General features: G+C 53.5%; 21 protein-coding genes and 1 tRNA gene. 9 read left to right on the forward strand and 13 right to left on the reverse strand.

The features are described from left to right. Positions 1-78: 78 nt before the first annotated feature. Positions 79-186: a type I toxin-antitoxin system toxin Ldr family protein gene (locus BZK40_RS24385; protein ID WP_003827426.1), complete on the reverse strand. Its 108-nt coding sequence runs from the start codon at positions 184-186 to the stop codon at positions 79-81. A gap of 425 nt (positions 187-611) precedes the next feature. Here BZK40_RS24385 and megL point away from each other — a divergent pair, with 425 nt between their 5' ends. Both megL and BZK40_RS05945 read left to right on the forward strand, forming a co-directional pair. Further along, positions 612-1,808: a methionine gamma-lyase gene (gene megL, locus BZK40_RS05940; protein WP_008786414.1), complete on the forward strand. Its 1,197-nt coding sequence runs from the start codon at positions 612-614 to the stop codon at positions 1,806-1,808. A gap of 117 nt (positions 1,809-1,925) precedes the next feature. Next, positions 1,926-3,224, forward strand: coding sequence for an SLC5/6 family protein (locus BZK40_RS05945; RefSeq protein WP_008786415.1), 1,299 nt, complete (start codon positions 1,926-1,928; stop codon positions 3,222-3,224). Between the two features lie 35 nt (positions 3,225-3,259). Here the strand turns inward: BZK40_RS05945 and BZK40_RS05950 are convergent, their stop codons facing one another. The 11 genes from BZK40_RS05950 to BZK40_RS06010 all read right to left on the reverse strand — a co-directional run bounded on the left by BZK40_RS05950 (position 3,260) and on the right by BZK40_RS06010 (position 15,475). Next, positions 3,260-4,462, reverse strand: coding sequence for a sigma-54 interaction domain-containing protein (locus BZK40_RS05950; protein WP_057067482.1), 1,203 nt, complete (start codon positions 4,460-4,462; stop codon positions 3,260-3,262). Positions 4,463-4,638: 176 nt separating this feature from the next. Then, entirely contained in the window at positions 4,639-5,643 is a 1,005-nt protein-coding gene (gene dppF, locus BZK40_RS05955) for a dipeptide ABC transporter ATP-binding subunit DppF (protein ID WP_008786417.1), read from the reverse strand. Further along, positions 5,640-6,623 (reverse strand): dipeptide ABC transporter ATP-binding protein, encoded by a 984-nt coding sequence (gene dppD / locus BZK40_RS05960; protein ID WP_003024317.1) that lies wholly within the window; start codon positions 6,621-6,623, stop codon positions 5,640-5,642. The genes dppF and dppD overlap by 4 nt, the downstream gene beginning before the upstream one ends. Before the next feature lie 10 nt (positions 6,624-6,633). Beyond that, positions 6,634-7,536, reverse strand: coding sequence for a dipeptide ABC transporter permease DppC (gene dppC, locus BZK40_RS05965; RefSeq protein WP_079934327.1), 903 nt, complete (start codon positions 7,534-7,536; stop codon positions 6,634-6,636). A 9-nt stretch (positions 7,537-7,545) separates the two neighbouring features. Continuing rightward, entirely contained in the window at positions 7,546-8,565 is a 1,020-nt protein-coding gene (gene dppB, locus BZK40_RS05970; protein ID WP_032945322.1) for a dipeptide ABC transporter permease DppB, read from the reverse strand. 166 nt (positions 8,566-8,731) lie between these two features. After that, the gene (gene dppA, locus BZK40_RS05980; protein ID WP_003827414.1) at positions 8,732-10,339 is read right to left on the reverse strand and encodes a dipeptide ABC transporter periplasmic-binding protein DppA; all 1,608 of its coding nucleotides are present in this window, start codon (positions 10,337-10,339) and stop codon (positions 8,732-8,734) included. Continuing rightward, positions 10,254-10,490 (reverse strand): hypothetical protein, encoded by a 237-nt coding sequence (locus BZK40_RS24625; protein ID WP_172111148.1) that lies wholly within the window; start codon positions 10,488-10,490, stop codon positions 10,254-10,256. Before BZK40_RS24625 ends, dppA begins: the two co-directional genes overlap by 86 nt. Positions 10,491-11,246: 756 nt before the next feature. Continuing rightward, positions 11,247-11,323: transfer RNA gene (locus BZK40_RS05995), tRNA-Pro, on the reverse strand. Positions 11,324-11,414: 91 nt separating this feature from the next. Further along, positions 11,415-13,109, reverse strand: coding sequence for a kdo(2)-lipid A phosphoethanolamine 7''-transferase (gene eptB, locus BZK40_RS06000; RefSeq protein WP_032945323.1), 1,695 nt, complete (start codon positions 13,107-13,109; stop codon positions 11,415-11,417). 210 nt (positions 13,110-13,319) lie between these two features. Continuing rightward, entirely contained in the window at positions 13,320-14,522 is a 1,203-nt protein-coding gene (locus BZK40_RS06005) for an L-lactate MFS transporter (RefSeq protein ID WP_020996062.1), read from the reverse strand. A 251-nt stretch (positions 14,523-14,773) separates the two neighbouring features. Further along, positions 14,774-15,475, reverse strand: a complete 702-nt coding sequence (locus BZK40_RS06010) for an autotransporter outer membrane beta-barrel domain-containing protein (RefSeq protein ID WP_048227291.1) — start codon at positions 15,473-15,475, stop codon at positions 14,774-14,776. Between the two features lie 159 nt (positions 15,476-15,634). Here BZK40_RS06010 and tag point away from each other — a divergent pair, with 159 nt between their 5' ends. Next, positions 15,635-16,204: a DNA-3-methyladenine glycosylase I gene (gene tag / locus BZK40_RS06015; RefSeq protein WP_079934328.1), complete on the forward strand. Its 570-nt coding sequence runs from the start codon at positions 15,635-15,637 to the stop codon at positions 16,202-16,204. Next, positions 16,194-16,634, forward strand: a complete 441-nt coding sequence (locus BZK40_RS06020) for an N-acetyltransferase (RefSeq protein ID WP_003827401.1) — start codon at positions 16,194-16,196, stop codon at positions 16,632-16,634. Before tag ends, BZK40_RS06020 begins: the two co-directional genes overlap by 11 nt. On the opposite strand, the gene BZK40_RS06025 is transcribed toward BZK40_RS06020, so the two are convergent. Further along, positions 16,603-18,936 carry a molybdopterin guanine dinucleotide-containing S/N-oxide reductase gene (locus BZK40_RS06025; protein ID WP_079934329.1) on the reverse strand — a complete coding sequence of 778 codons (2,334 nt, stop codon included), beginning with the start codon at positions 18,934-18,936 and terminating at the stop codon, positions 16,603-16,605. The two genes, BZK40_RS06020 and BZK40_RS06025, sit on opposite strands and share 32 nt — an antisense overlap. A gap of 159 nt (positions 18,937-19,095) precedes the next feature. Here BZK40_RS06025 and BZK40_RS06030 point away from each other — a divergent pair, with 159 nt between their 5' ends. The 5 genes from BZK40_RS06030 to BZK40_RS06050 all read left to right on the forward strand — a co-directional run bounded on the left by BZK40_RS06030 (position 19,096) and on the right by BZK40_RS06050 (position 24,015). After that, a complete protein-coding gene (locus BZK40_RS06030; RefSeq protein ID WP_003827397.1) occupies positions 19,096-19,758 on the forward strand; it encodes an OmpA family lipoprotein in 663 nt (220 codons plus the stop codon). A gap of 104 nt (positions 19,759-19,862) precedes the next feature. Continuing rightward, positions 19,863-20,879: a LacI family DNA-binding transcriptional regulator gene (locus BZK40_RS06035; protein ID WP_079934330.1), complete on the forward strand. Its 1,017-nt coding sequence runs from the start codon at positions 19,863-19,865 to the stop codon at positions 20,877-20,879. Positions 20,880-20,978: 99 nt separating this feature from the next. Beyond that, a complete protein-coding gene (locus BZK40_RS06040; RefSeq protein WP_079934331.1) occupies positions 20,979-21,728 on the forward strand; it encodes a sugar phosphate isomerase/epimerase family protein in 750 nt (249 codons plus the stop codon). Positions 21,729-21,731: 3 nt separating this feature from the next. Further along, a complete protein-coding gene (locus BZK40_RS06045) occupies positions 21,732-22,670 on the forward strand; it encodes a sugar kinase (RefSeq protein WP_079934332.1) in 939 nt (312 codons plus the stop codon). Between the two features lie 64 nt (positions 22,671-22,734). Beyond that, a complete protein-coding gene (locus BZK40_RS06050) occupies positions 22,735-24,015 on the forward strand; it encodes an MFS transporter (RefSeq protein ID WP_003827389.1) in 1,281 nt (426 codons plus the stop codon). Positions 24,016-24,022: the final 7 nt, after the last annotated feature.

Raw genomic sequence — 24,022 nt, forward strand, 5'->3', positions numbered from 1 at the left:
AAAGGCCGCAAGGTCGCCCCCTGCGGCCTGGTTCGGGCGCATGTTGCCATCACGGCAGGCAGACGCCTACAAAGCGCATTACTTTCTGTTACGCAGCCAGCTCACAATCAGGCTGGCAATGGTGCCAGCGATGATGGGAGCCGCTAAATCGTGCCAGAAGGCCACGCCTAACTGTGCGAGCGTCATATAGCCGCCTGTGTTGCAATGGCAACTGTTCACGGCTATCCTTGAGTTGTTCAGGTTCAAGTCAGCCCCCGTTTTGTTGCCAGGTTTATACCGAACAACGTGCGGGGGTTTTCTCTTTCCAGCAACCGATGCCGCCGGGGATCAAGCCCCCGCAACATTGCGCCTCACCGGGAATTCCCGGCTTGCCGCTGATTCTACGGCAGCCCACTTGCCATATCACTGCGCAATATTGCGCTCTGCGTAGCGCCTCGCAATTCACCCATTTTCTTACCAGCACGCTGGAAAGATTCTTTCCAGTTGGCAACATTCCTGCCGACCATTAGTTCAGACAAAAACATAACACATTGATATCTATCAGTTCATTTTCTGGCACAGCGATTGCTATTTGACTGTGAGCTGTTCTGTTCCGAATTAAAGGAGATATCATGTCTGACTGTCGTACTTACGGATTCAACACCCAGATCGTTCACGCGGGGCAACAACCCGACCCTTCAACTGGCGCGCTTAGTACGCCTATTTTCCAGACCTCAACGTTTGTTTTTGACAGCGCCGAACAAGGTGCCGCCCGCTTTGCGCTCGAAGAGTCCGGGTACATTTACACCCGCTTGGGTAACCCCACCACAGATGCGCTGGAGAAAAAGCTGGCTGTACTGGAAAGAGGTGAAGCCGGGTTGGCAACCGCGTCCGGTATTTCTGCTATCACCACAACGCTGTTGACGCTTTGCCAGCAGGGTGACCATATCGTTTCCGCCAGCGCGATTTACGGCTGCACCCACGCGTTTTTGTCGCACAGCATGCCGAAGTTTGGGATTAACGTCAGCTTTGTCGACGCGGCAAAGCCTGAAGAAATCCGCGCCGCCATGCGACCAGAAACCAAAGTTGTGTATATCGAAACGCCCGCCAACCCAACGCTGTCGCTGGTCGACATTGAAACGGTGGCCGGTATCGCCCATCAACAGGGCGCATTGCTGGTGGTGGATAACACCTTTATGTCGCCGTACTGTCAGCAGCCTTTGCAACTGGGCGCGGATATTGTGGTTCACAGCGTCACCAAATATATCAACGGTCACGGGGATGTGATTGGCGGCATCATTGTTGGTAAGCAGGAGTTTATCGACCAGGCGCGGTTTGTAGGCCTGAAAGATATCACCGGCGGCTGCATGAGTCCTTTCAATGCGTGGTTAACACTGCGCGGCGTTAAAACGCTGGGCATTCGTATGGAACGCCACTGTGAAAATGCGCTGAAAATCGCCCGCTTCCTCGAAGGGCATCCATCTATTACTCGGGTGTATTATCCTGGCCTGACTTCGCATCCGCAGTATGAGCTGGGCCAGCGGCAAATGAGCCTGCCAGGTGGAATTATCAGCTTCGAAATCGCCGGCGGCCTCGAGGCTGGTAGGCGGATGATCAATTCTGTAGAATTGTGCCTCCTCGCGGTCAGTCTCGGTGATACCGAAACCCTCATTCAGCACCCAGCGTCTATGACACATTCGCCCGTTGCACCTGAGGAACGGCTCAAAGCAGGTATTACCGACGGGCTTATCCGTCTTTCTGTGGGTCTTGAAGATCCAGAAGATATTATTAACGACCTTGAACACGCCATCAGAAAGGCAACATTCTGACCAATATGGCCTGAACCGACGTCGTTCGGTTCAGGTTGTTGAGAATCAAGGCACAACAGTCTGGCAATACACGCGATCCTCTTTCGGGGAGAACGTGTATTTTGGGCAGGGGGTTCTATGCAGGACAACACATTACAATTAAGCAACAATACAGCAACCGCCGTACCATTCTCAAAAAAAATACCGTTTACGAAATACGATTTTGGCTGGGTATTACTGTGTATCGGCATGGCCATTGGTGCCGGAACGGTACTAATGCCGGTACAAATTGGCTTAACAGGCATTTGGGTATTTATCGTTGCCTTTATTATTGCTTATCCGGCAACTTATATTGTGCAGGATATTTATTTAAAAACATTATCAGAAAGCGAAACCTGCAATGACTACACTGATATTATAAGTCATTACCTGGGAAAAAACTGGGGCGTATTTCTTGGCGTCATCTATTTTCTGATGATTATTCACGGCATATTTATTTATTCCTTATCCGTGGTTTTTGACAGCGCCTCATATATTAAAACCTTCGGCTTGACCGAGGCCGATCTTTCGCAGTCGATAATCTATAAAGTGGCCATTTTTGCCGTGCTGGTCGCCATTGCTTCCGGGGGAGAAAAGCTGCTGTTCAAAATCTCCGGCCCGATGGTGGTGGTCAAAGTGGGTATCATCATCGTATTTGGTTTTGCGATGGTTCCGCACTGGAACTTCGCTAATATCAGCGCCTTCCCTGAAGCATCGGTCTTCTTTCGTGATGTACTGCTAACCATCCCGTTCTGCTTCTTCTCGGCGGTGTTTATTCAGGTGTTGAACCCAATGAACATCGCCTACCGCAAACGGGTGGCGGACCGGGTGCTGGCTACGCGTATGGCAATCCGTACGCATCGCATCAGTTACATTACTCTGATTGCTGTCATTCTGTTTTTCTCCTTCTCTTTTACCTTTTCCATTAGCCATGAAGAGGCCGTTTCGGCTTTCGAACAAAATATTTCAGCACTGGCGCTGGCGGCTCAGGTCATTCCTGGGCAGATTATTCATATCACCTCAACGGTATTAAATATCTTCGCCGTATTAACCGCGTTCTTTGGTATTTATCTGGGATTCCACGAAGCGATCAAAGGTATTATTCTCAACGTTCTGAGCCGCGTCATTGACATTGAGAAAATTAATCCGTTGGTGCTTACGCTGGGTATTTGCACCTTTATTGTTATCACCCTGGTCATTTGGGTGTCATTTCGCGTATCGGTACTGGTGTTCTTCCAGCTAGGTAGTCCGCTTTACGGGATTGTGTCGTGTATTATTCCGTTCTTCCTGATCTATAAAGTAACGCAACTGGAAAAACTGCGCGGACTGAAAACCTGGTTGATCCTGCTGTACGGAATTCTGCTGTGCCTGTCGCCCTTATTGAAGCTGATTGAATAACCCACGTATATCGCGCCGTCAGACGCTGGCGGCGCTTAACTCACACTCTCCAGCTGATAGCCGCGAATTTTATTCAGCACCGTGGTGTGCGACACGCCCAGCGCTTTGGCGATATGCCGTGACGACACATTATCTTCCACCATCTGTTCAATGAGCTGGCGTTCAGCACACAGAACCTGCTCTTTAAAAGGACGTTCTGTCGGGCCCCGCTCAACGGCAGGCAAATTCACCATCCCTAATTCTTCCCGCGTAATAACATCGGATTCCGCCATCAGCATCAGGCGAATAATGGTATTTTCCAGTTCGCGCACGTTTCCCGGCCAGGTGTGATGGTGCAGGGCATCAAAACAGGCTTTATCCAGAATGATCCGCCGCTGGAATTCCTTTGCGTATTTCTGCACAAAGTGGCGAATCAGCAGGCTGATATCCTGTGGACGCTCGCGCAAAGGTGGAATGGTCAGTGAAAGCACGTTGATGCGGTAATAGAGATCGGCGCGCAGCAGACGTTGTTCTACCATCTCTTCCAGATTGGCATTGGTTGCCACAATAATGCGCACATTGACCGGAATAATATGCGCTCCGCCAACGCGCCGAATCCCGCCATCCTGAAGCACGCGCAGGAGTTTAGCCTGTAAGCTCAGCGACATTTCGCCAAACTCATCGAGAAAAAGGGTGCCTTTATCGGCCATTTCAAACAGCCCTTTTTTGCCTTTACAATCCGCGCCGCTGAAAGCCCCTTTCTCATAGCCAAAGAATTCACTCTCCATTAGCGACTCAGGTAGCGCAGAGCAGTTGACCGGAATAAACGGATAAAAACGTCGCTGCCCGGAATTATGGATAGCCCGGGCCAGCAGCTCTTTACCGGTCCCCGTATCGCCACGTATCAGAACGGTATATTTGCTGTCGGCAATTTTTATCGCCTTTTCGATAAGCGCGTGCATGCTCTGGCTGCTGCAAATAATGTCAGAGAAATAGCGCGGGCGTTCCGGTTCCGGCGTTGACAGCTCACTTATCTCCTCACAGAGGTAAGCGACATGAATAATATCGGCGCGCTGGCTTAAACAGGATTGCACACAGGAAATATCCTGTAGCTGGCGGCACCAGGATTTAATCAGGATCCGCCCAGGCGTGACTTTCATGGAGATGATATTGATATCACAGCAGGAAAATTCCTTCAGGACATCCTCAACCATCGACAGACGATCAATTGTTTTAATATCCCAGCGTATCGTGACCACATTTGCTCCTGGTAGTTAGCAACTGCGAAATAGATATTTTTGTGACTAGAGGGAATCTGACTACATTCTAGACGCTGTGGAATAATGTTCTGCCAAAGGACTCACATTGTGGACGTAAAGAGAAAATATAAAAAAACCGGAGCACAAGGCTCCGGTTATCGGGTCATAACCCAGGTTTATTGCTGTGGGTTTTCATCCTGGTCAACGGCAAAACACGCCACCAGTTGACCGCCGTAATCTTTCAACTGCGGCTGAAGCTGGGTACACGGACCAAAGCGACGACGGCAGCGGGCGTTAAACGCGCAGCCCGGCGGCGGATTCAGCGGGCTTGGCAGTTCACCGGTCAGCTTGATACGCTCACGGCGATCGTCCGGGTTCAGACGCGGCGTTGCGGAGAGCAGCGCTTGCGTGTACGGATGACGCGGATTATTGAAGATTTGGTCCTTCGTCCCTTTCTCCACGCAGCGGCCTAAATACATCACCATCACTTCATCGGCAATGTGCTCAACCACCGACAGGTCGTGCGAGATAAAGACGTATGACAGCCCCAGTTCCTGCTGCAAATCCATCATCAGATTCAGCACCTGCGCACGCACCGAAACGTCCAGCGCTGAGACCGGTTCATCGGCAATCACCACGTCCGGGTCAAGCATCAGACCGCGAGCGATGGCAATACGCTGACGCTGACCGCCGGAGAACATATGCGGATAGCGGTCGTAGTGTTCGGTTTTCAGCCCCACTTTCGCCATCATCGCCAGCGCTTTTTCACGACGTTCCTCTTTGCTGAGCGTGGAGTTGATCAGCAGCGGCTCTTCCAGAATCTGCCCCACTTTCTTACGCGGGTTCAGGGAACCGTACGGGTTCTGGAATACAATCTGGATTTTCTGCCGACGCAGCTTTTGCGCCTGCGGGTCGTGCTTAAGCAGATCCTGTCCCTGGTAATACAGCTCACCGCCGGTCGGGACTTCAATCATCGTCAGCAGGCGGCCAAGGGTGGATTTCCCACAGCCCGACTCGCCTACCACCGCCAGCGTTTTACCACGCTCTAAGGTAAAGGAGACGCCGTCCAGCGCTTTCACCAGGCGCTCCGGGGCGAACATGCCCTTTTTCACCGGGTAGTGTTTTTTCAGATCAATAGCCTGCAACAGCGGCTGTGACAAAGTGGCCTTTTGCGTACTCATAGCCCAGGCCTCCCGGCATCATCAAGTGGGTAGTGGCATTTCGACTGACGACCGCCTTCCAGCAGGTTCAGTTCAGGTTCTTCAGCGCGGCATTTGTCGGTCGCATAGGGGCAGCGTGGGTTCAGCAAACAGCCGCTCGGGCGGTCATATTTCCCGGGAACCACGCCCGGCAGCGAGGCCAGACGTGCTTTATCCTGAGCAAACTCAGGCAGCGCGCGCAGCAGCGCCTGGGTGTAAGGATGACGCGGCGCGCGAAAGATATCCTGCGCGGCTCCGGTTTCTACCACCTGACCGGCGTACATCACGATGATTTTGTGTGCCGCTTCAGCCACCAGCGCCAGATCGTGCGTGATTAAGACCAGCGCCATGTTCTCTTTTTGCTGCAATTCCAGCAGTAGCTCGATGATCTGCGCCTGAATAGTCACATCCAGCGCCGTTGTCGGTTCGTCGGCAATCAGCAGTTTCGGACGACAGGCTATCGCCATCGCGATCATCACGCGCTGACTCATCCCACCGGACAACTGGTGCGGATATACATCAAGACGCGAGGCCGGATCGGGGATCCCCACCAGCGTCAGCAGGTCTATTGCCCGCTGAATACGCGTTTTTTTGTTGCCGCCCTGGTGCACTTTAATAGCTTCCATAATCTGGTAGCCGACGGTGTAGCAGGGGTTAAGGCTGGTCATCGGGTCCTGGAAGATCATCGCCACTTCCGCGCCCACTAACTGGCGACGCTCTTTCTCAGAGATGCGCTTCAGGTCGCGACCATTAAACTCCAGATTTTCGGCCATAACGCGGCCTGGGTAGTCAATCAGTCCCATAATCGCCAGCGAACTGACGGACTTACCAGAGCCGGACTCTCCTACAATGCCAACCACTTCACCCTGATTCACACTGTAGCTAATGCGGTCTACGGCGCGGAATTCGGAACCTACGTCGCCGAAATGCACCGATAATTTATCTACATTTAATAACGCCATCTCGAACCTCTTACTGCTTCAGTTTGGGATCGAGCGCGTCACGCAGACCGTCACCCATCAGGTTAAATGCCAGCACCGTCAACAGGATCGCCAGCCCCGGGAAGGTCACAACCCACCAGGCGCTTTGGGCAAACTGTAGAACGTCAGAGAGCATGGTGCCCCATTCCGGCGTAGGCGGCTGTGCGCCCATCCCCAAGAAGCCGAGGGCAGCCATATCGAGAATGGCGTTAGAGAAGCCAAGCGACGCCTGAACAATCAGCGGCGCAAGACAGTTAGGAAGAATGTTGACGAACATCTGGCGCATCGCGCCGGCTCCCGCCACGCGAGATGCAGTGACGTAGTCGCGGTTAACCTCCACCAGCACGGCGGCGCGCGTCAAACGGACATAGTGCGGCAATGCCACGAACGTCAGCGCCAGCGCGGCGTTGCCAATCGAGGGGCCAAATACCGCCACCAGCACCAGCGCCAGCAACAGGCTCGGCAATGCCAGCATGATATCGACCACACGCATGATGACGTTATCGACAATCCCGCCAAAGTAACCGGCGATCAGCCCAAGAACCACGCCCATCAGCAGGGAGAGTACTACCACCAGACAGCCGACCAACAGCGACAGACGCGCACCGTACATCAGGCGGGACAGCACGTCGCGGCCTACATCATCAGTACCAAACAGATGCGCCATGGTACCGCCTTCCTGCCACGCGGGAGGAGCCAGCAGCGTATCGCGGAACTGGTCTGCCGGGTTGTAGGGTGCGAGGACGTTGGCAAAGACCGCAATCAGGATCATCACCACAACGTACACCAGCCCAACAACCGCACCTTTGTTGCGTTTAAAATAGTGCCAGAACTCCTGCAGCGGAGTCATCGGCGCCGGTGCAGCAATAACTTTATTTTCAGTAACCTGTGACATGATGGCCCCTTACTTCTTATGCCGAATACGCGGGTTCACCACGCCGTACAGCAGGTCTACCAGCAGGTTGACGAGGATAATCATCGTCGCGACCAGCAGCACCCCGCCCTGCACCACCGGATAATCGCGGCGTTGCAGCGCATCGATCAGCCAGCGCCCCAGTCCCGGCCACGAGAAGATGGTCTCGGTCAGGATCGCCCCGGCCAGCAACGTACCAACCTGCAGGCCGATAACGGTCACCACGGGCAGCATCGCGTTACGCAGAGCGTGAATAATGATGACGCGCATACGGGTCAGGCCTTTGGCGCGCGCGGTACGGATGTAATCTTCACCCAGCACTTCCAGCATCGATGAACGGGTCATACGCACAATGACCGCCAGAGGAATGGTACCCAGCACCATCGCAGGCAGGATCATATGCGCCAACGCATCAATAAAGTTGCCCTCTTCACCCCAGATGGCGGTGTCGATCAGCATAAAGCCGGTTAGCGGATTGGAATCATCAAGGAACACCATGTCGCTCACCCGCCCAGAAACTGGCGTCAGGTTCAACTGCACGGAAACCAGCATGATCAGCATCATGCCCCACCAGAAAATCGGCATAGAGTAACCGGTCAGCGCCAGGCCAACTGCCGTGTGATCGAAAATGGAGCCGCGCTTAACGGCAGCAAGTACACCCACTGGGATACCCACTGCGACGGCGAAAATCATCGCGCAGACGCCGAGTTCCAGCGTTGCTTTGAAGCGAGGTACGAACTCTTCCCACACCGGTAAGCGGCTTTTCAGTGAGATACCTAAATCACCATGCATAACCCCCCAGATATAGTGGAGGTACTGCTGCCACATCGGCTTATCCAGACCGAGTTCAGCCAACAGTTGAGCATGACGCTCAGGGGAGATCCCACGTTCACCCGCCATGATCATAACCGGATCGCCGGGGATCATATGGACAAAGGCAAAGGTGAGAAGAGTGATACCGATAAACGTGGGGATGACGAGTCCCAAACGTCGGAGAATGAACTGCAACATAACCCGGATTCTCTCTAATGACGCACGGCCTGGAACCGTGAGTCTGTATTGCTCACAAATCTTATCCCACGCAAACTGCATCGCGGGTAAAGCATTACGCCGGAGGGCGCTGCGCTTATCCGGCCTACACAACACCGGGGCGCAGCGCTTCCTTAATTGCTTTTAATTATTCGACAGAGACGTTTTCGAAGTGGTGTTTGCCTAATGGATCAACCACATAGCCTTTCACTTCTTTACGCACTGGTTCGTACACGGTGGAGTGAGCAACAATCAGAGCCGGAGCCTGGTCGTGCATAACAACCTGAGCTTGCTTGTACAGTTCAATACGTTTGTTGTGATCGTCGGTCGCACGCGCCGGCTGGATCAGGTCTTCAAACGGCTTGTAGCACCAGCGAGAGTAGTTAGAACCGTCTTTCGCTGCCGCACAGCTGAACAAGGTCGCGAAGAAGTTGTCCGGATCCCCGTTGTCACCGGTCCAGCCCATCATCACCGCCTGATGTTCACCCGCTTTGGCGCGTTTCAGATACTCGCCCCACTCGTAGGTCACAATCTTGGCCTGAACGCCAATTTTCGCCCAGTCAGCCTGAACCATTTCTGCCATACGACGTGCGTTCGGGTTATATGGACGCTGTACCGGCATAGCCCACAGCTCAACGGTAAAGCCTTTGTCCTGACCCGCTTCCTTCAGCAGCGCTTTGGCCTTCTCAGGATCGTAGGTGTAGTCTTTAACGTCGTCGTTATAGCCCCACATGGTCGGCGGAATCAGGTTTTTCGCGGCAACGCCAGCGCCCTGATAAACCGCTTTGATGATCGCTTCTTTGTTTACCGCGTAGGTCAGCGCCTGACGGACTTTCACGTCATCAAACGGTTTTTTCTCGGTGTTGAAAGAGAGGTAGCCAACGTTCAGACCCGCCTGCTCCATCAGATTGATGTTTTTATCCTGCTTCATGCGCGCGATGTCTGCCGGGTTCGGGTACGGCATCACCTGGCACTCGTTCTTCTGCAGTTTGGCGTAACGCACGGAAGCATCAGGCGTAATGGAGAAGACCAGACGGTCGATCTGCGGCTTGGTGCCCCAGTAACCTTCGAATGCTTTATACAGAATACGGGAGTCTTTCTGGTACTGCTGCAGCTGGAACGGACCGGTACCAATTGGGTTCAGATCCACTTTCTCCGGAGAACCGGCTTTCAGCATGTTGTCAGCATATTCTTTGGAAAGAATAGAAGCGAAGTCCATCGCCAGGTCAGCCAGGAACGGCGCTTCCGGGCGAGTCAGCACGAACTGAACGGTTTTATCGTCCACTTTTTTCACTTCGGAGATCAGATCCGGCAGACCCATCCCTTCGAAGTATTCATAGCTGCCGCCAGAGACTTTATGGTACGGGTTCTGGGCATTTTTCTGACGATCGAAAGAGAACACCACGTCATCGGCGTTAAAATCGCGCGTCGGTTTAAATTCTTTGTTGTCCTGCCACTTCACGCCCTGACGCAGGTGGAAGGTGTAGGTTTTGCCGTCTTCGCTGATTTCCCACTTCTCAGCAAGGCCCGGAATCACTTCAGTCGTACCGGTTTTGAACTCGACCAGGCGGTTATAGATCGGTACGGAGCTGGCATCATAGGTGGTGCCAGAGGTGAAAAGCTGCGGGTTAAAGCCTTCAGGAGATCCTTCTGAACAATAAACCAGAGTTTTAGCCTGTACGCTTGCTGCGACGGTCATAGCCACCAGGCTCAGACCAAGCTTCAGCATCCCTGACTTCTTCAAGGAAATACTCATTCTTCTGCTCCAATGTGATGTTTGTTGTTTTACCCTTTGCAGTGGGTTTGCACCGCCTGGCCTTTTTTTGTTTTTTACCCGGCCGGGTCGGCGTTAAGAGGATGGGGATTCCGTTCACATAAGCGACTGAGTTGCAGTGCGGATTCTCCATGAAATGCCCCTCATACCCTACAATCTGTCAACAGAATGTGAAAACGTCAATACAGGTCACCGTGATTTACGCCAACGGTGAGAATTCACAAACAAAGATAAAAAAAAGTGCGGAAGGACATTTTCAGCAGGGAAATTTGTGCTACGCGTACTATGCCAGAATAAACATCTTCATATTTCGCAACATTTGGTGATTAACATTTATGCAATTTATTCAAACTTTCTAAATTAATGCTGCATATCTGAGCGATTAATACCATGAACGTTAAAGCGCACAGCGGAAAATGCCAGCTTCAGCCATAAGTAGCGCAAAAAAAGTTTCAAGCAAATATAAAAAAAGGCAATGGAATATGTCACAGAATCGTTAACAGTCAGTGGGAAGTGGTGCACAATTTTTGCAGATAAAATGAAGGTCAAACGTGGGGTCGGAAAAACAAAAAATACGCCCTGCCAGCGCTTCGCCTGTAGGCCGGATAAGGCGCTTGCGCCGCATCCGGCAATGTCTGTTATAGCGTGATGTTTTGCCTGATACCGCTTCGCCTGTAGGCCGGATAAGGCGCCTGCGCCGCATCCGGTAGTGTCTGTTATAGCGTGATGTTTTGCCTGATACCGCTTCGCCTGTAGGCCGGATAAGGCGCTTGCGCCGCATCCGGCAGTGTCTGTTATAGCGTGATGTTTTGCCTGATGGCGCTTCGCTTATCAGGCCTACAAAAGCCACAAATGCAAAAAACCCGCTCAGAGAGCGGGCTTTCTAATTTGGTCGGTGATAGAGGATTCGAACCTCCGACCCCTTCGTCCCGAACGAAGTGCGCTACCAGGCTGCGCCAATCACCGAATGCGGGGCGCATCTTACTGCTCAGCTGCGCGCCCGTCAATCCCTTAGTATCAAAATGCCATTTGATCGGCGAGAAAGTCAGCAGCTCAGTTACTGGGCTGTCGCCTTATTCGCGTCCGGGATACGGCACCAGTTGTTATTCTCGTTAATACCGCCATTTGGCGAGGTATAACCGAGGCAACCCAAAATGGTGTCGTACAGTTCCACATGACGACGCGGCACCTTCATATCAGCTTCTTGCTTCAGATGTGCAAACGCCTTCGCATGGTCGGGGTCTTCCAGATATTTGTCAGACATCCACACCATCATAGGAACGCGGAACTGCTCAGGTGGCGCCATTTTACGCGGCGTACCGTGCAGGTGCTCGCGCTCGTTAATCGACTCACCGTGATCGGCGGCGTAAAACACGATCGCTTTCTTATCGCGTAGCTGATCAAACACTTTGGTAATAAAGTGATCAACATAGGTTACCGAGTTATCGAATGAGTTGATCATCTCAGCTTTCGAGCAACCGCTATCAACATTGACACATTCCGGCTTCCACTGCGCATAATCACGGGTATAGCGCTGGGTGTAGTTAAAATGCGAGCCCTTGGTATGCAGAATAATTAGATGCTTGCCACCATCTTCATTATTTTGCAGAGACTGCTGCATCTCGGTAATCAACAGCATATCGTCAACGTTCTTGCCACGGTTGCGCGGCTCTGCGCCAATCTGCTCACGATAGGCGATGTTCTCCGCCATGGTGTTACTGTAGAACCACATCTCGCTTTGCATCGCGTAAAGATCGGTCTTGAACCCTAACTGGCCGAGCACGGAGAAGACGTTTTGTTCTTTCAGAGTACGCTGCGGGTTTTCTTCTGCCCCACCCTCACGCACAAACATGCAGCGCAGCGAAAGTTTGGTTGCCGTATCACAGGAATATCCACGGAAGGCGGCCAGATTTTTCTCCTGGGCGAGCCTTGGCGTGGTATTGCGCTCATAGCCAAAAATTCCCATATGATCCCAGCGGGTCGTTTCGCCGATAATAAAGACCACATAGGTGTCGTCGAGGTTTTTGGGGGCAACATAGGTAAACTTCTTCGCCGGGTTCATCAACGATTTGTTGTCTGAGGATTCATCCACCTGTGCCCAGGCGTACAGACCCAGCGCGGAGAGCCAGTTTGACGGCAGATAGGAATTCGCCACTACCCCGCCATAGCTGGGTAAATCGATTCCCGTTGCTCGCTCAACGCTTCTCTGTTGCATGCTCAGCAGGCGAATCGGGACCCATACCATCAGACCAGCCAGTAAAACTACCGCCACGCTGCGCCATCTCATGCCAGGCGTACGTATCTGTTTCATCAGGGTATAGCGGCAGCGATTACTCCAAATCAGAACCAACGGTAAAATGCTGACCGAAACCAGCCACACGACAAAATGCCAGCCAACCACTTCTTTCGATAAATCAATATCCGTGGTCATTACGGAGGCAATAATACCGTAACCAATTACCACGTTCAGGAAGGTCATGTAATAGCTGGCACCGGCAGAACACAGCACCACTAACGTTGTCAGGACACGCCAGGCGCGCCGACCAAATAAAGAGAGAAGTCGTAGTAAAAAGAAGGTCACCAGCACAGTGCCGGCTAATTCAACAACCGCAGAGAGTCCTTTCCAGACGGTAAACTCGTGTGCATATCCGCTAAAGCGCCGGAAAAATACAGCACAGTTCATAAACAAACCGATATAGATTGCCAGCAGGAAACTGAGTTTCTGCTGCGTCATCGACTTAATATATCTCATGCAAACAAACCCTGGGAATCGGGATTAAAACACCCTGAGCAGTAGTCAAACAGACCAGGCAGGGGAAAATGCGACAACAGCAGAAGTGAAATGTCTACGGGCGCGGGTAAGTAGACCACAGGAGGGGGAAAAAGTGCTTATGGAGAATGCAAATGACGCATATATTTTTGTAAATATATGCGCCAGGTATTAATCAGACTACTAATAGGTTTAGGCGTGCGCCTCGGTATATACGCTACGCTGTGGCTGGCGGATGGTGGTGGAGAGTGCCAGCGAGATAATTAACAGCGCAAAGATAACGCAGAAGGTCACATAGAAACCGCCGAACAGCGAGGCGATAATGGAACCACAAATGCTGCCGATACCGAAACCTAAGTAAATGACGCCGTAGTTTTTAGCAAGGTTATTCAAACCGAAGAACTCGCTCACCAGTGACGGGAACACGGTGATGGTACCGCCAAAGTTAAATGCTACACAGGCAATCGCCGCGAAGAAGGTCGCATCATTCAGCGGGGCGAACAGCAGTGCCGCCATACCGACCAGCGAAACGACCTGCCCAATGGTGATAACGCGAATACGAGAGATTTTGTCGGACAGAATCCCCAGAACCAGACGACCTGACAGGTTAGCGATAGAAATGACGGTAACCGCATTTGCCGCCGTTGCCACATCCATATGCGCCAGGCTTTGCGCAATATCTTTCGCCACGCCAATCACATATAGCCCACTCATACACGCCGTCAGGAACATCACTGCCAGCATCCAGTACTGCGGTTTACGCATGGACTGCGCCAGGGTGTAGTCATTCTCAACCACGCCATTTTTCGTTTTCACTTCCTGATTCGGCGCGTCTTTCATCAGCGTGGAGCCAAAGACGATCATCACCAGCACAATCGCGCCCCAAATCATGAAGGTTTTTTCCAGACCCACAGTGCTCAACAGTTGGCTGTCGATGAATTTAAAACCGAGGCTGCCAAGACCGTAAGAACCGATGGCAAAGGCGGAAATCAGCCCTTTACGCTCAGGGAACCATTTTACACAGTTGGAAAGTGTTAACAGGTAGCCTGCGCCATCCGCCAGACCGACCAATACACCGGCGCTCAGCCACAGCATAATCAGGCTGTCAGAGTGGGCGGTTAAGAAGAAGCCGACACCCAGTAAAATACCGGAGGCCATGGTGACGCGTTTCACGCCAAAACGTTCCTGCAGTTTCCCGGCGACGGAAGAAGAAATTGCCAGCCCGAGGCTCAGCAGGCCAAAGGAAAAGGCAACCTGACTCACCGGCGCATCAAGCTTAGAAGAGAGCGCACCGTTAAACAGGCTCCAGGTATAAACAGAACCTAAAGCAAATTGGGTAATGATGGTGCCGATCAGTGTCAGCCAGCGGGTACGCTGATAATCAGAAGTTTTCATGGCAGTCTTCCTGCATAAACAAAATGGGAAATTCTCTGCCAACAACCATACCGAAGCGCTTTTATGAGCAGGAGAAAACGGCATGAAATGCCGCCAGGACGGAATGAAATGCCTGGAATGCGGAATGAATGACGAGACAAAAAGTCGGGTTACTGAATTTTATCGCATGAGTTAGTACACGCTATCGCTGGAGTGCGTGTGATTGTTGATCTCAACATGTAATCAAGATGTTTATATGCTGATTACTTACGTTAAAATTTGGCGCTCACTCCCATGGTGTACATATAGTCGCTGTTGTTGGTACTGTTTTCCGCCTGCGAAAGCGCCGCGTAAGCCGCCATGTGCGGGTTCAACAGCATATCTGCACCGACGGTGACATCCACCCAGTTACCATCCTGACCCGCTGCTGACATGCGGCTGAGACCCGACTGCGCCTTCCAGATATTCTCGCCAAACTGCTGGTTATAGCTGATTTGCGCCCACGGACGCACATCACCGAACTGCGAATTGACTCGCCAACCCAACGAACTCACGCTGGCATGCCACAGCGGATCGTTCTGCGTTACCGACGTCGCGCTATCGCCAAATTCGTTGTAAGTAGATGTGGTTGAACCGTCATAATGCAGCGCGGCAACCGGACCAGTTGTCACCTGCCTTGAAAGCGGGAAGTTCCAGCCCATACTCATGCCGCTGGTCGCATCCATAGGCGTCTCATCCGCCAGATTTACCACGGGACCCGCCACGTTCTGAGTGGAACGAATACGTTCTTCCAGAATGTCGTTATAACGTGGTTGGTGATCGCTGTCCCATGTATAACGTTCAGCCGTATGCCCTGACATCGCATCAACGATATATTCTTGTTGCCAGCCATATGCTGTATTGATGGACAGCGCACAAACTACGACGCTCGCCAGAGTTAACCTTTGGCGACCACTACCGTTTCTTATAATCATCAACGCGACTCCAGAAAAGAGCCGAATTCGGCGATATTATTGTCATTGTGTGAAGGATATTGGGCCCATCAGGCCCTGTATTAAATATTGTCTTTTTAGCTGGCGCGTCAAGGCGGGCCGAATGAAATTTTTACGCCAGTAAAAACAGCGAGGAAGAATATGCAGCGTTGCGGATGGGTCAGCCAGGACCCACTTTACATTGCCTACCACGACAAGGAATGGGGCGTCCCCGAAACCGATGGTAAAAAGCTGTTCGAAATGATCTGCCTTGAGGGCCAGCAGGCCGGGTTATCGTGGATTACCGTGCTCAAGAAACGGGAAAACTATCGCCACGCCTTCCACCATTTTGACCCGGAAAAAGTGGCGGCCATGACCGAAGAGGATGTGGAAAGGCTGGTACTGGATGCCGGCATTATTCGTCATCGCGGAAAAATTCAGGCCATTATCGGCAACGCTCGCGCTTTTCTGACGATGGCGCAAAACGGAGAGTCGTTTAGCGAATTCGTCTGGTCATTTGTTGATAACCAACCGCAAGTGAGTCGCGCCGCCAACCTGAGCGATATTCCCACCTCCACGCCTGCGTCAGACGCGCTGTCTAAAGCGTTAAAAAAACGCGGATTTAAGTTTGTCGGCACCACCATTTGTTACTCCTTTATGCAGGCGTGCGGCCTGGTCAACGACCATGTCACCAGCTGCATCTGTTATCCGGGAGAACAACATGATTCGTGAATCCAAGGCTGAAGATCTGCCGTCAATTCTGGCGCTGTGGATGGAAAGCACAATCCATGCCCATCCATTTATCGAAGAGCGCTACTGGCGCGAAAGTGAATCCGTGGTGCGGGATGTTTATCTGCCAGCCGCGCAAACCTGGGTTTGGGAAGAAGAAGGCGAGCTCAAAGGCTTTGCCAGCGTGATTGACGACCGCTTTCTCGGCGCGCTGTTTGTCGCACCTGCCGCCATCAGAAGCGGGATCGGCAAAGCGCTGGTGCAGCATGTCCAGCAGCGCTTTTCGATACTCAGCCTTGAGGTCTACCAGAAGAATCAATCAGCGGTGAACTTCTACCATGCGCTGGGTTTTCGTATTGAAGACGGCGCATGGCAGGAAGAGACTCACCACCCCACGTGGATTATGGGCTGGCAGGCGGATCAAACGCCGTAAGCGCCAACGTTGGTCCGCTATATTTTTCAAGCCACGCCAGCGCGGTGTTGCCCGCGCAGCCATTCCCCAGCTTCGAGCTGGGGAGATCTTTGGTCAGCACGTTGACGGCGCCATTTTTACAAATACCGTTCGCTGCGAGATCCAAATCAGGCCAGGCGCCTTCATGAATACAGATGACGCCGGGTTTAATACCCGCCGTCACCACCGCGCCCGCCAGAACTTGCCCGCGCTGGTTCCACACCCTGACCGTATCGCCATCCGAAATGCCGCGCGCGTGGGCGTCCTGCGGATGAATCGTTATCGGCTCACGATCCGCTACCGCGTACTGCTCCCGTAGCGCACTGTAGTTAAGCTGACTATGCAAACGGTGCGCCGGGTGGGCGGAAAGTAGCTGTAGCTGGTCCGGTTCAGCGTTACCGAACCACTCATCCGGCTCCAGCCACATCGGGTGTCCCGCGCAGTCCGCGTAGCCGTAACCTGCAATCCTCGCGGAGTAGATTTCAATTTTGCCGCTGTCCGTTTTCAGCGGATGCGCCTGCGGGTCGCGGCGAAAATCCGCAAAACGGATAAACTGTGCGCTGGCGGCGTTTTCCGGCATTTCGATCAGGGCGTTGCGCTGCCAAAACTCGGCGAAAGGCGGCAATGTCACCTGCTGACTGGCCCCACGTTGCCCGGCAATATTGTAAAAAGTCTCCAGCCACGCCAGTTCGCTTTTACCTTCGGTGAACCGTTCATATCCGCCCTTTTCCCAGCGCTCACTCAGCTCGGCAAAGACATCAAAATCATTTCGCGCTTCGTCCTGCGGCGGTACGACCTGCTTCATCGGCACCAGGTGCTGGTTGCTGTAATCGCCAGTCATGGTCAAATCATTACGCTCAAAGGAGGTGGTTGCTGGCAGCACGATATCAGCATGCTTTGCTGCTGCGGTCCAGAAACACTCCGAGATGACCACCAGCTCCGGTTTTTGCCAGGCGCGAATTAAACGGTTAGTGTCCTGATGATGGGTGAAGTTAGCGCCACCCGCCCACCACAGCATACGGATGTCCGGGAAATAGCGGTCCATGCCGTTGTGCTGGTAAAAACCGCCGGGATTTTCCAGCGCTTCGACAATTCGCGCCACCGGGATTTTATCTACCGCGTCGGTGCCGCCTTTAACGCTGCCCTGCATTGAAGCCAGCACCGCAGCCCGGCGCGTTGGGTTGCCGCCGTTGGCAAAATGGTACGACAGCCCAAAACCGCCGCCTGGCTTCCCGATTTGTCCGAGCATGGCGGCCAGGGTGACAATCATCCAGTGTTTCTGCTCGCCATACTGTTGGCGCTGCATGCCCCATCCGGCCATCAGCATGGTGGTATTTTGGTGAAATATCGCTGCAAGTTCGCGTATCTTCGCTGCCGGAATGCCACAAATCTCTGCCGCCCATTTTGCCGTTTTTGCAACATCGTCAGATTTACCCAGCAGATAGTCGGCAAAACGGTCATATCCGGTAGTACACCGGGAGAGAAAGTCCTCGTCATGCCAGCCGTTTTCCACCAGCGTATGCGCGATGCCCAGCATCAGCGCTACGTCGGTCCCCATATGCGGGGCAATCCATTCCATCTTATCGCCAAAGAAATCGACGCTTTCCGATCGCATCGGATCGATACAGATCAACCGTTTACCGCTGTCGCGCAATGCCTCAAAGTACGCGAGGCCCTGCTCATCGGACGCGTTCCAGGCAATCTTCAGGGTATTCAGCGGATTGGCGCTCCACAACACCACCACCTCGCTGTTCTCCAGCACCACCGGCCAGCTGGTTTGCTGCTGGTAAACTTCGTTCCCGCCCACCACGTACGGCATGATCGCTTGCGCAGCCCCCGTCGAGTAATCCCCCAGATGCCCGGTATAACCGCCCGCCAGCGCCATATAACGCTGTAACAGGGTCGCCGCTTTGTGTAACACGCCGTTGGACCGCCAGCCGTACGAACCGGCAAAAATTGAGGCCGGGCCGTAGCTGTCACGGATGCGTTTATGCTGCGTATGGATAAGATTCAGCGCGTCGTCCCAACTGACGCGAACAAACTCATCCTGCCCACGTACGCCCTGTGGATTTTCCGGCGAGGCGAGAAACCCTTTACGCACCATCGGAAAACGTACCCGCGTTTTACTGTGAACCTGGTCGCGCACCACGGTTTGCAAAGAGTTGGGATGAGCGGTGGGCAGCGCGCCACGCGAGGAGAAAACCGTCTCACCATCAGTGTCGACGAGGATTGGTCCCCAGTGGGCGGCAGTTAACACCGAGTAATGTGCGGGTGAATTAGCCAAGATGGCGCTCCTGAATGCGATGTGACGGCTTATTTATTATGCCGTTCAATGTTACTTACAAATTTCAGAGTCTTCCCTGGAATTTTCTTCATGTTCACACGTCATAATCAACCGCCACGGTCGCTGTGGCAAAGAAGAAAAAGTCATTAAGGAATTAAGATGAAGAAACGTGTATTTGTTATTGCTGCCATCGTGAGCGGCGCCCTGGCGGTTTCTGGCTGCACAACAAACCCTTACACCGGCGAACGCGAAGCAGGTAAATCCGGCATTGGCGCAGGTATTGGCTCTCTGGTCGGCGCGGGCATTGGCGCACTCTCTTCTTCGAAGAAAGATCGCGGCAAAGGCGCACTGATTGGCGCAGCGGCTGGCGCGGCCGTTGGCGGTGGTATCGGCTATTACATGGACGTGCAGGAAGCGAAACTGCGCGAAAAAATGCAGGGAACGGGCGTCAGCGTGACGCGCAGTGGCGATAACATCATTCTGAACATGCCAAACAACGTCACCTTCGACAGCAGCAGTGCCAACCTGAAGCCTGCGGGTGCTAACACCCTGACCGGCGTGGCGATGGTACTGAAAGAGTACAATAAAACCGCCGTCAACGTGCTGGGCTTCACCGACAGCACCGGCAGCCAGGATCTGAATATGCGTCTGTCACAGCAGCGCGCAGACTCCGTAGCCAGCGCCTTGATCACTCAAGGGGTCGCAGCTAACCGCATCCGCACTCAGGGTATGGGCCCGGCAAATCCGATCGCCAGTAACAGCACAGCGGAAGGTAAAGCGCAAAACCGCCGCGTAGAAATTACCTTAAGCCCGATCCAGTAACGTTTTGTGCCGGATGGAAGCAGACCGTATCCATCCGGCATGAAGCACTTGCCATCGTTGATTTTCGCGTTAAGGTGTTGTCACCAAATTCAGGGAAATCAGCGATGAGCAAATCAACACGGGCAACCATCAGCGATGTGGCGAAAGCTGCAAAAACCGGCAAGACCAGCATTTCACGTTATCTCAACGGTGAAAAGCACCTGCTTTCCGACACGCTGCTGGCCCGCATTGAACAAGCCATTGCCGATCTCGACTACCGTCCCAGCCTGATGGCAAGAGGCCTGAAACATGGTCGTACCCGCCTGATTGGCCTGATCATCGCCGATATTACTAATCCCTACTCCGTCAACGTGCTAAGTGGTATTGAAGCCGCCTGTCGCGATAAAGGCTTTACCCCGCTGGTGTGTAACACCAACAACGAAGTGGATCAGGAACTGCATTATCTCGACCTGCTGCGCAGCTACCAGGTCGAAGGGATTGTGGTCAACGCCGTCGGGATGCGCGAAGAGGGGCTGAACCGCCTGCAACAGTCTGCGCTGCCGATGGTGCTGATTGACCGTAAAATTCCCGATTTCGCCTGTGATATGGTCGGGCTGGATAACACCCAGGCGGCAACGGTTGCCACCGAACATCTGGTCGAACAAGGTTTTGAAGCCATCCTGTTCCTCAGCGAACCACTCGGCATGGTGAATACCCGCCGCGAACGCCTGAGCGCTTTTCGTGCCACGCTCGCGCAATACCCCGGCGTGATCGCGCAAAATGCCGAAGTCCCGCTCACGGACAATACGCAACTGGACGACACCCTGCGCCAGTTTCACCAGCAGCATCGTGGAATGCGCAAAGCCGTTATCTCTGCCAACGGTGCCCTCACGCTACAAGTAGCCCGCGCCCTGAAACGCATTGGCCTCAACTGGGGGAGCGACATTGGCCTACTCGGTTTTGACGAGCTGGAATGGGCCGAGCTGGCGGGCGTTGGTATTACCACATTGAAACAACCCACCTGGCAGATTGGTTACACCGCCGTTGAGCAGGTTGTGCGCCGGATCGATGGCGGCTCTGCGGCCATTCAGGAGCAGGTCTTCTCCGGCGAGCTGATCGTGCGCGGCTCTACCTGCCGTTAAATTACCTTCGTGATGGTGATCATAAATTCGACATCATAGGCTTTTCTTTGGAACCGGTTCCATCTAGCGTTATAACAAGAACGCTAGTCTGGAGTTTCCATGAAAAGAAAAATTATGGTGGTCACCGCCGCTTATGGGCACGACCAGGTACGGGCCGCAGGCGGGCAAACGGCAATGCTGCCCATCATCGCTGAAGCCGGTGCTGACGGCGTCGAAATCCGCCGCGAGCTATTAACCGACGTTGAGCTGAAGACGCTGTCCACGATGGCCTCTGCGATCGAAATCTTCGGCCTGCTGGCCTGTTACTCTGCGCCTGAACCGTTGTTCCTTGAGGACGGTAGCCTCAACCCCCGTCTTCCAGAACTACTTGAGGAAGCGCAGGCCTTGCAGGCACTGTGGTTAAAAGTCTCCCTCGGCCATTTTTCCCATACCGAACAGTTCGACGTTCTACGCCAATGGCTGGACAACAGCGGAATGGAGCTGGTTGTCGAGAACGATCAGACCGACTGCGGACGCCTGCAGCCGATGCAGCGCTTTAACGAAGCCTGTCAGGCGCAAAACCTGCCGATATCTTTAACCTTCGATATGGGCAACTGGCTGTGGGTGGGCGACTCCCCGCAACTGGCGGCGCAGAACCTGGCGTCAACCGTTGGGTATATCCATGTCAAAGCCGCAGTTGCACATCGCGACAGCTACCGCGCCGTACCGCCAGATACCGCCGATCCGCGCTGGCTGGCGCTGCTAAAAACGCTGCCCAACGATGTCCCACGCGGCATTGAGTTCCCCCTGGAAGGGCAGGATTTGGCGGCGGTTACCCGCCGCTACGTCGAGCTGTTACGCGAGGAGTAACGCATGAAAAATTCACTGGATGTGGTCACTATTGGTGAAGCGATGGCGATGTTTGTCGCCACGCAAACCGGCGAACTGGCGGATGTGGAGCAGTTTATCAAGCGCGTTGCAGGCGCGGAGCTCAACGTGGCGACCGGTCTTGCCCGTCTGGGCCTGAAGGTCGGTTGGGTGAGCCGTGTAGGCAACGACAGTTTTGGACGTTTTATCGTTAAGTCGCTGGAAAAAGAAGGGATTGATGCGCAGGGAGTCACCCAGGACGGGCGTTACGCTACTGGCTTTCAGCTTAAATCTAAGGTCGAAAATGGAACCGATCCCATTGTGGAATATTTCCGTAAAGGTTCCGCTGCCAGCCACCTCAGCATTGAGGATTACCACGAGAACTATTTTGCCAGCGCACGTCACTTGCACCTGAGCGGCGTGGCAGCCGCGCTTTCTGCCAGTTCCTATGAACTTCTGGCGCATACCGCCCGCACGCTGAAAGCCCAAGGGAAGACCATCTCGTTCGACCCGAATTTGCGCCCGGTATTGTGGAAAAGCGAAGCCGAAATGGTGGAAAAACTGAACCGCCTGGCATTTCAGGCTGACTGGGTTTTACCTGGGTTAAAAGAGGGCATGATTTTAACCGGCCAGCAGACGCCTGAAGCCATCGCCGACTTTTATCTACGCCATGGGGTGAAGGCTGTGATCGTCAAAACCGGGGCTGATGGCGCCTGGTACAAAACCGCCAGCGGCGAACAAGGCTGCGTGGCACCGGTAAAAGTCGACAACGTGGTCGATACGGTCGGCGCAGGCGATGGCTTTGCCGTGGGCGTTATTAGCGCCCTGCTGGAAGGCCACTCGTTGCATCAGGCGGTGACACGCGGCAATAAAATTGGCGCACTGGCCATTCAGGTTCAGGGCGACAGCGAAGGATTACCCACACGTGAACAATTAGGGGAATAAACTCCCGGCCAACTCTGTACCCTACATACAGAGGCGGCGTATCAGCATAACCAGAGGGCAGTCTATGAATAGCTCAACTAATGCAGCAAAACGCTGGTGGTACATCATGCCAATCGTGTTTATCACGTATAGCCTGGCGTACCTTGACCGCGCGAACTTCAGCTTCGCCTCCGCCGCCGGTATCAACGAGGATCTCGGCATTACCAAGGGGATCTCTTCCCTGCTGGGCGCGCTGTTTTTCCTCGGCTATTTCTTCTTTCAGATCCCGGGCGCAATTTACGCTGAACGCCGCAGCGTACGAAAACTGATTTTTGTCTGTCTGATCCTCTGGGGCGCATGCGCGTCGTTAACCGGCATGGTCAGCAATATTCCAATGCTTGCCGCCATCCGCTTTATTCTTGGCGTCGTTGAAGCCGCCGTGATGCCGGCAATGCTGATTTACATCAGCAACTGGTTTACGAAATCTGAACGCTCGCGCGCAAACACTTTCCTGATCCTCGGTAATCCGGTCACCGTCCTGTGGATGTCCGTGGTTTCCGGTTACCTGATTCAGGCGCTGGGCTGGCGGGAAATGTTCATCATTGAGGGCTTTCCGGCCATCATCTGGGCGTTCTGCTGGTGGGTGCTGGTAAAAGACAAACCGTCTCAGGTCGGTTGGCTGTCAGAATCTGAAAAAGCCGCTCTTCAGGCACAACTGGAAAAAGAGCAGCAAGGCATCAAAGCCGTACGCAACTATAGCGAGGCTTTCCGCTCACGTAACGTCATCCTGCTGTGTATGCAGTATTTCGCCTGGAGTATTGGCGTCTATGGTTTTGTCCTGTGGCTGCCGTCGATTATCCGCAACGGCGGCGCAAACCTGGGGATGGTGGAAGTTGGTTGGCTGTCATCCGTACCGTATCTGGCGGCAACGGCGGCGATGATCCTCGTCTCCTGGGCGTCCGATAAGCTGCAAAACCGTAAGCTGTTTGTCTGGCCACTGTTACTGATCGCGGCGTTCGCGTTTATCGGCTCCTGGGCCGTAGGCGCAGACCACTTCTGGATTTCTTACACGCTGTTGGTTATTGCAGGCGCGGCAATGTATGCCCCCTATGGTCCCTTCTTCGCCATCATCCCGGAAATGCTGCCGCGCAACGTCGCCGGTGGGGCAATGGCGTTGATCAACAGCATGGGCGCGCTAGGCTCATTCTTTGGTTCATGGTTTGTCGGCTACCTCAATGGCGCTACCGGCAGCCCGTCTGCCTCGTACATTTTTATGGGGGTAGCGCTTTTTGTCTCAGTGTGGCTAACGCTCATTGTTAAGCCTGCTAATAATCAACAGCTACCTATTGGCGCACGCCACGCTTAAATTTTAA

Source organism: Citrobacter portucalensis (genome assembly GCF_002042885.1).
In the GTDB taxonomy this organism is placed as follows: domain Bacteria; phylum Pseudomonadota; class Gammaproteobacteria; order Enterobacterales; family Enterobacteriaceae; genus Citrobacter; species Citrobacter portucalensis.

What these genes read in the sequence shown, in the direction of transcription:
- BZK40_RS06035 (WP_079934330.1), top strand. Translation starts at nt 19,863, where the DNA reads ATGAGCAAATCAACACGGGCAACCATCAGCGATGTGGCGAAAGCTGCA.
- BZK40_RS06005 (WP_020996062.1), bottom strand. Translation starts at nt 14,522, where the DNA reads ATGAAAACTTCTGATTATCAGCGTACCCGCTGGCTGACACTGATCGGC.
- BZK40_RS06040 (WP_079934331.1), top strand. Translation starts at nt 20,979, where the DNA reads ATGAAAAGAAAAATTATGGTGGTCACCGCCGCTTATGGGCACGACCAG.
- BZK40_RS06050 (WP_003827389.1), top strand. Translation starts at nt 22,735, where the DNA reads ATGAATAGCTCAACTAATGCAGCAAAACGCTGGTGGTACATCATGCCA.
- megL (WP_008786414.1), top strand. Translation starts at nt 612, where the DNA reads ATGTCTGACTGTCGTACTTACGGATTCAACACCCAGATCGTTCACGCG.
- dppC (WP_079934327.1), bottom strand. Translation starts at nt 7,536, where the DNA reads ATGTCACAGGTTACTGAAAATAAAGTTATTGCTGCACCGGCGCCGATG.
- dppF (WP_008786417.1), bottom strand. Translation starts at nt 5,643, where the DNA reads ATGAGTACGCAAAAGGCCACTTTGTCACAGCCGCTGTTGCAGGCTATT.
- BZK40_RS24625 (WP_172111148.1), bottom strand. Translation starts at nt 10,490, where the DNA reads ATGGAGAATCCGCACTGCAACTCAGTCGCTTATGTGAACGGAATCCCC.
- BZK40_RS06030 (WP_003827397.1), top strand. Translation starts at nt 19,096, where the DNA reads ATGAAGAAACGTGTATTTGTTATTGCTGCCATCGTGAGCGGCGCCCTG.
- eptB (WP_032945323.1), bottom strand. Translation starts at nt 13,109, where the DNA reads ATGAGATATATTAAGTCGATGACGCAGCAGAAACTCAGTTTCCTGCTG.
- tag (WP_079934328.1), top strand. Translation starts at nt 15,635, where the DNA reads ATGCAGCGTTGCGGATGGGTCAGCCAGGACCCACTTTACATTGCCTAC.
- dppB (WP_032945322.1), bottom strand. Translation starts at nt 8,565, where the DNA reads ATGTTGCAGTTCATTCTCCGACGTTTGGGACTCGTCATCCCCACGTTT.
- BZK40_RS06020 (WP_003827401.1), top strand. Translation starts at nt 16,194, where the DNA reads ATGATTCGTGAATCCAAGGCTGAAGATCTGCCGTCAATTCTGGCGCTG.
- dppD (WP_003024317.1), bottom strand. Translation starts at nt 6,623, where the DNA reads ATGGCGTTATTAAATGTAGATAAATTATCGGTGCATTTCGGCGACGTA.
- dppA (WP_003827414.1), bottom strand. Translation starts at nt 10,339, where the DNA reads ATGAGTATTTCCTTGAAGAAGTCAGGGATGCTGAAGCTTGGTCTGAGC.
- BZK40_RS06010 (WP_048227291.1), bottom strand. Translation starts at nt 15,475, where the DNA reads ATGATTATAAGAAACGGTAGTGGTCGCCAAAGGTTAACTCTGGCGAGC.
- BZK40_RS05945 (WP_008786415.1), top strand. Translation starts at nt 1,926, where the DNA reads ATGCAGGACAACACATTACAATTAAGCAACAATACAGCAACCGCCGTA.
- BZK40_RS24385 (WP_003827426.1), bottom strand. Translation starts at nt 186, where the DNA reads ATGACGCTCGCACAGTTAGGCGTGGCCTTCTGGCACGATTTAGCGGCT.
- BZK40_RS06045 (WP_079934332.1), top strand. Translation starts at nt 21,732, where the DNA reads ATGAAAAATTCACTGGATGTGGTCACTATTGGTGAAGCGATGGCGATG.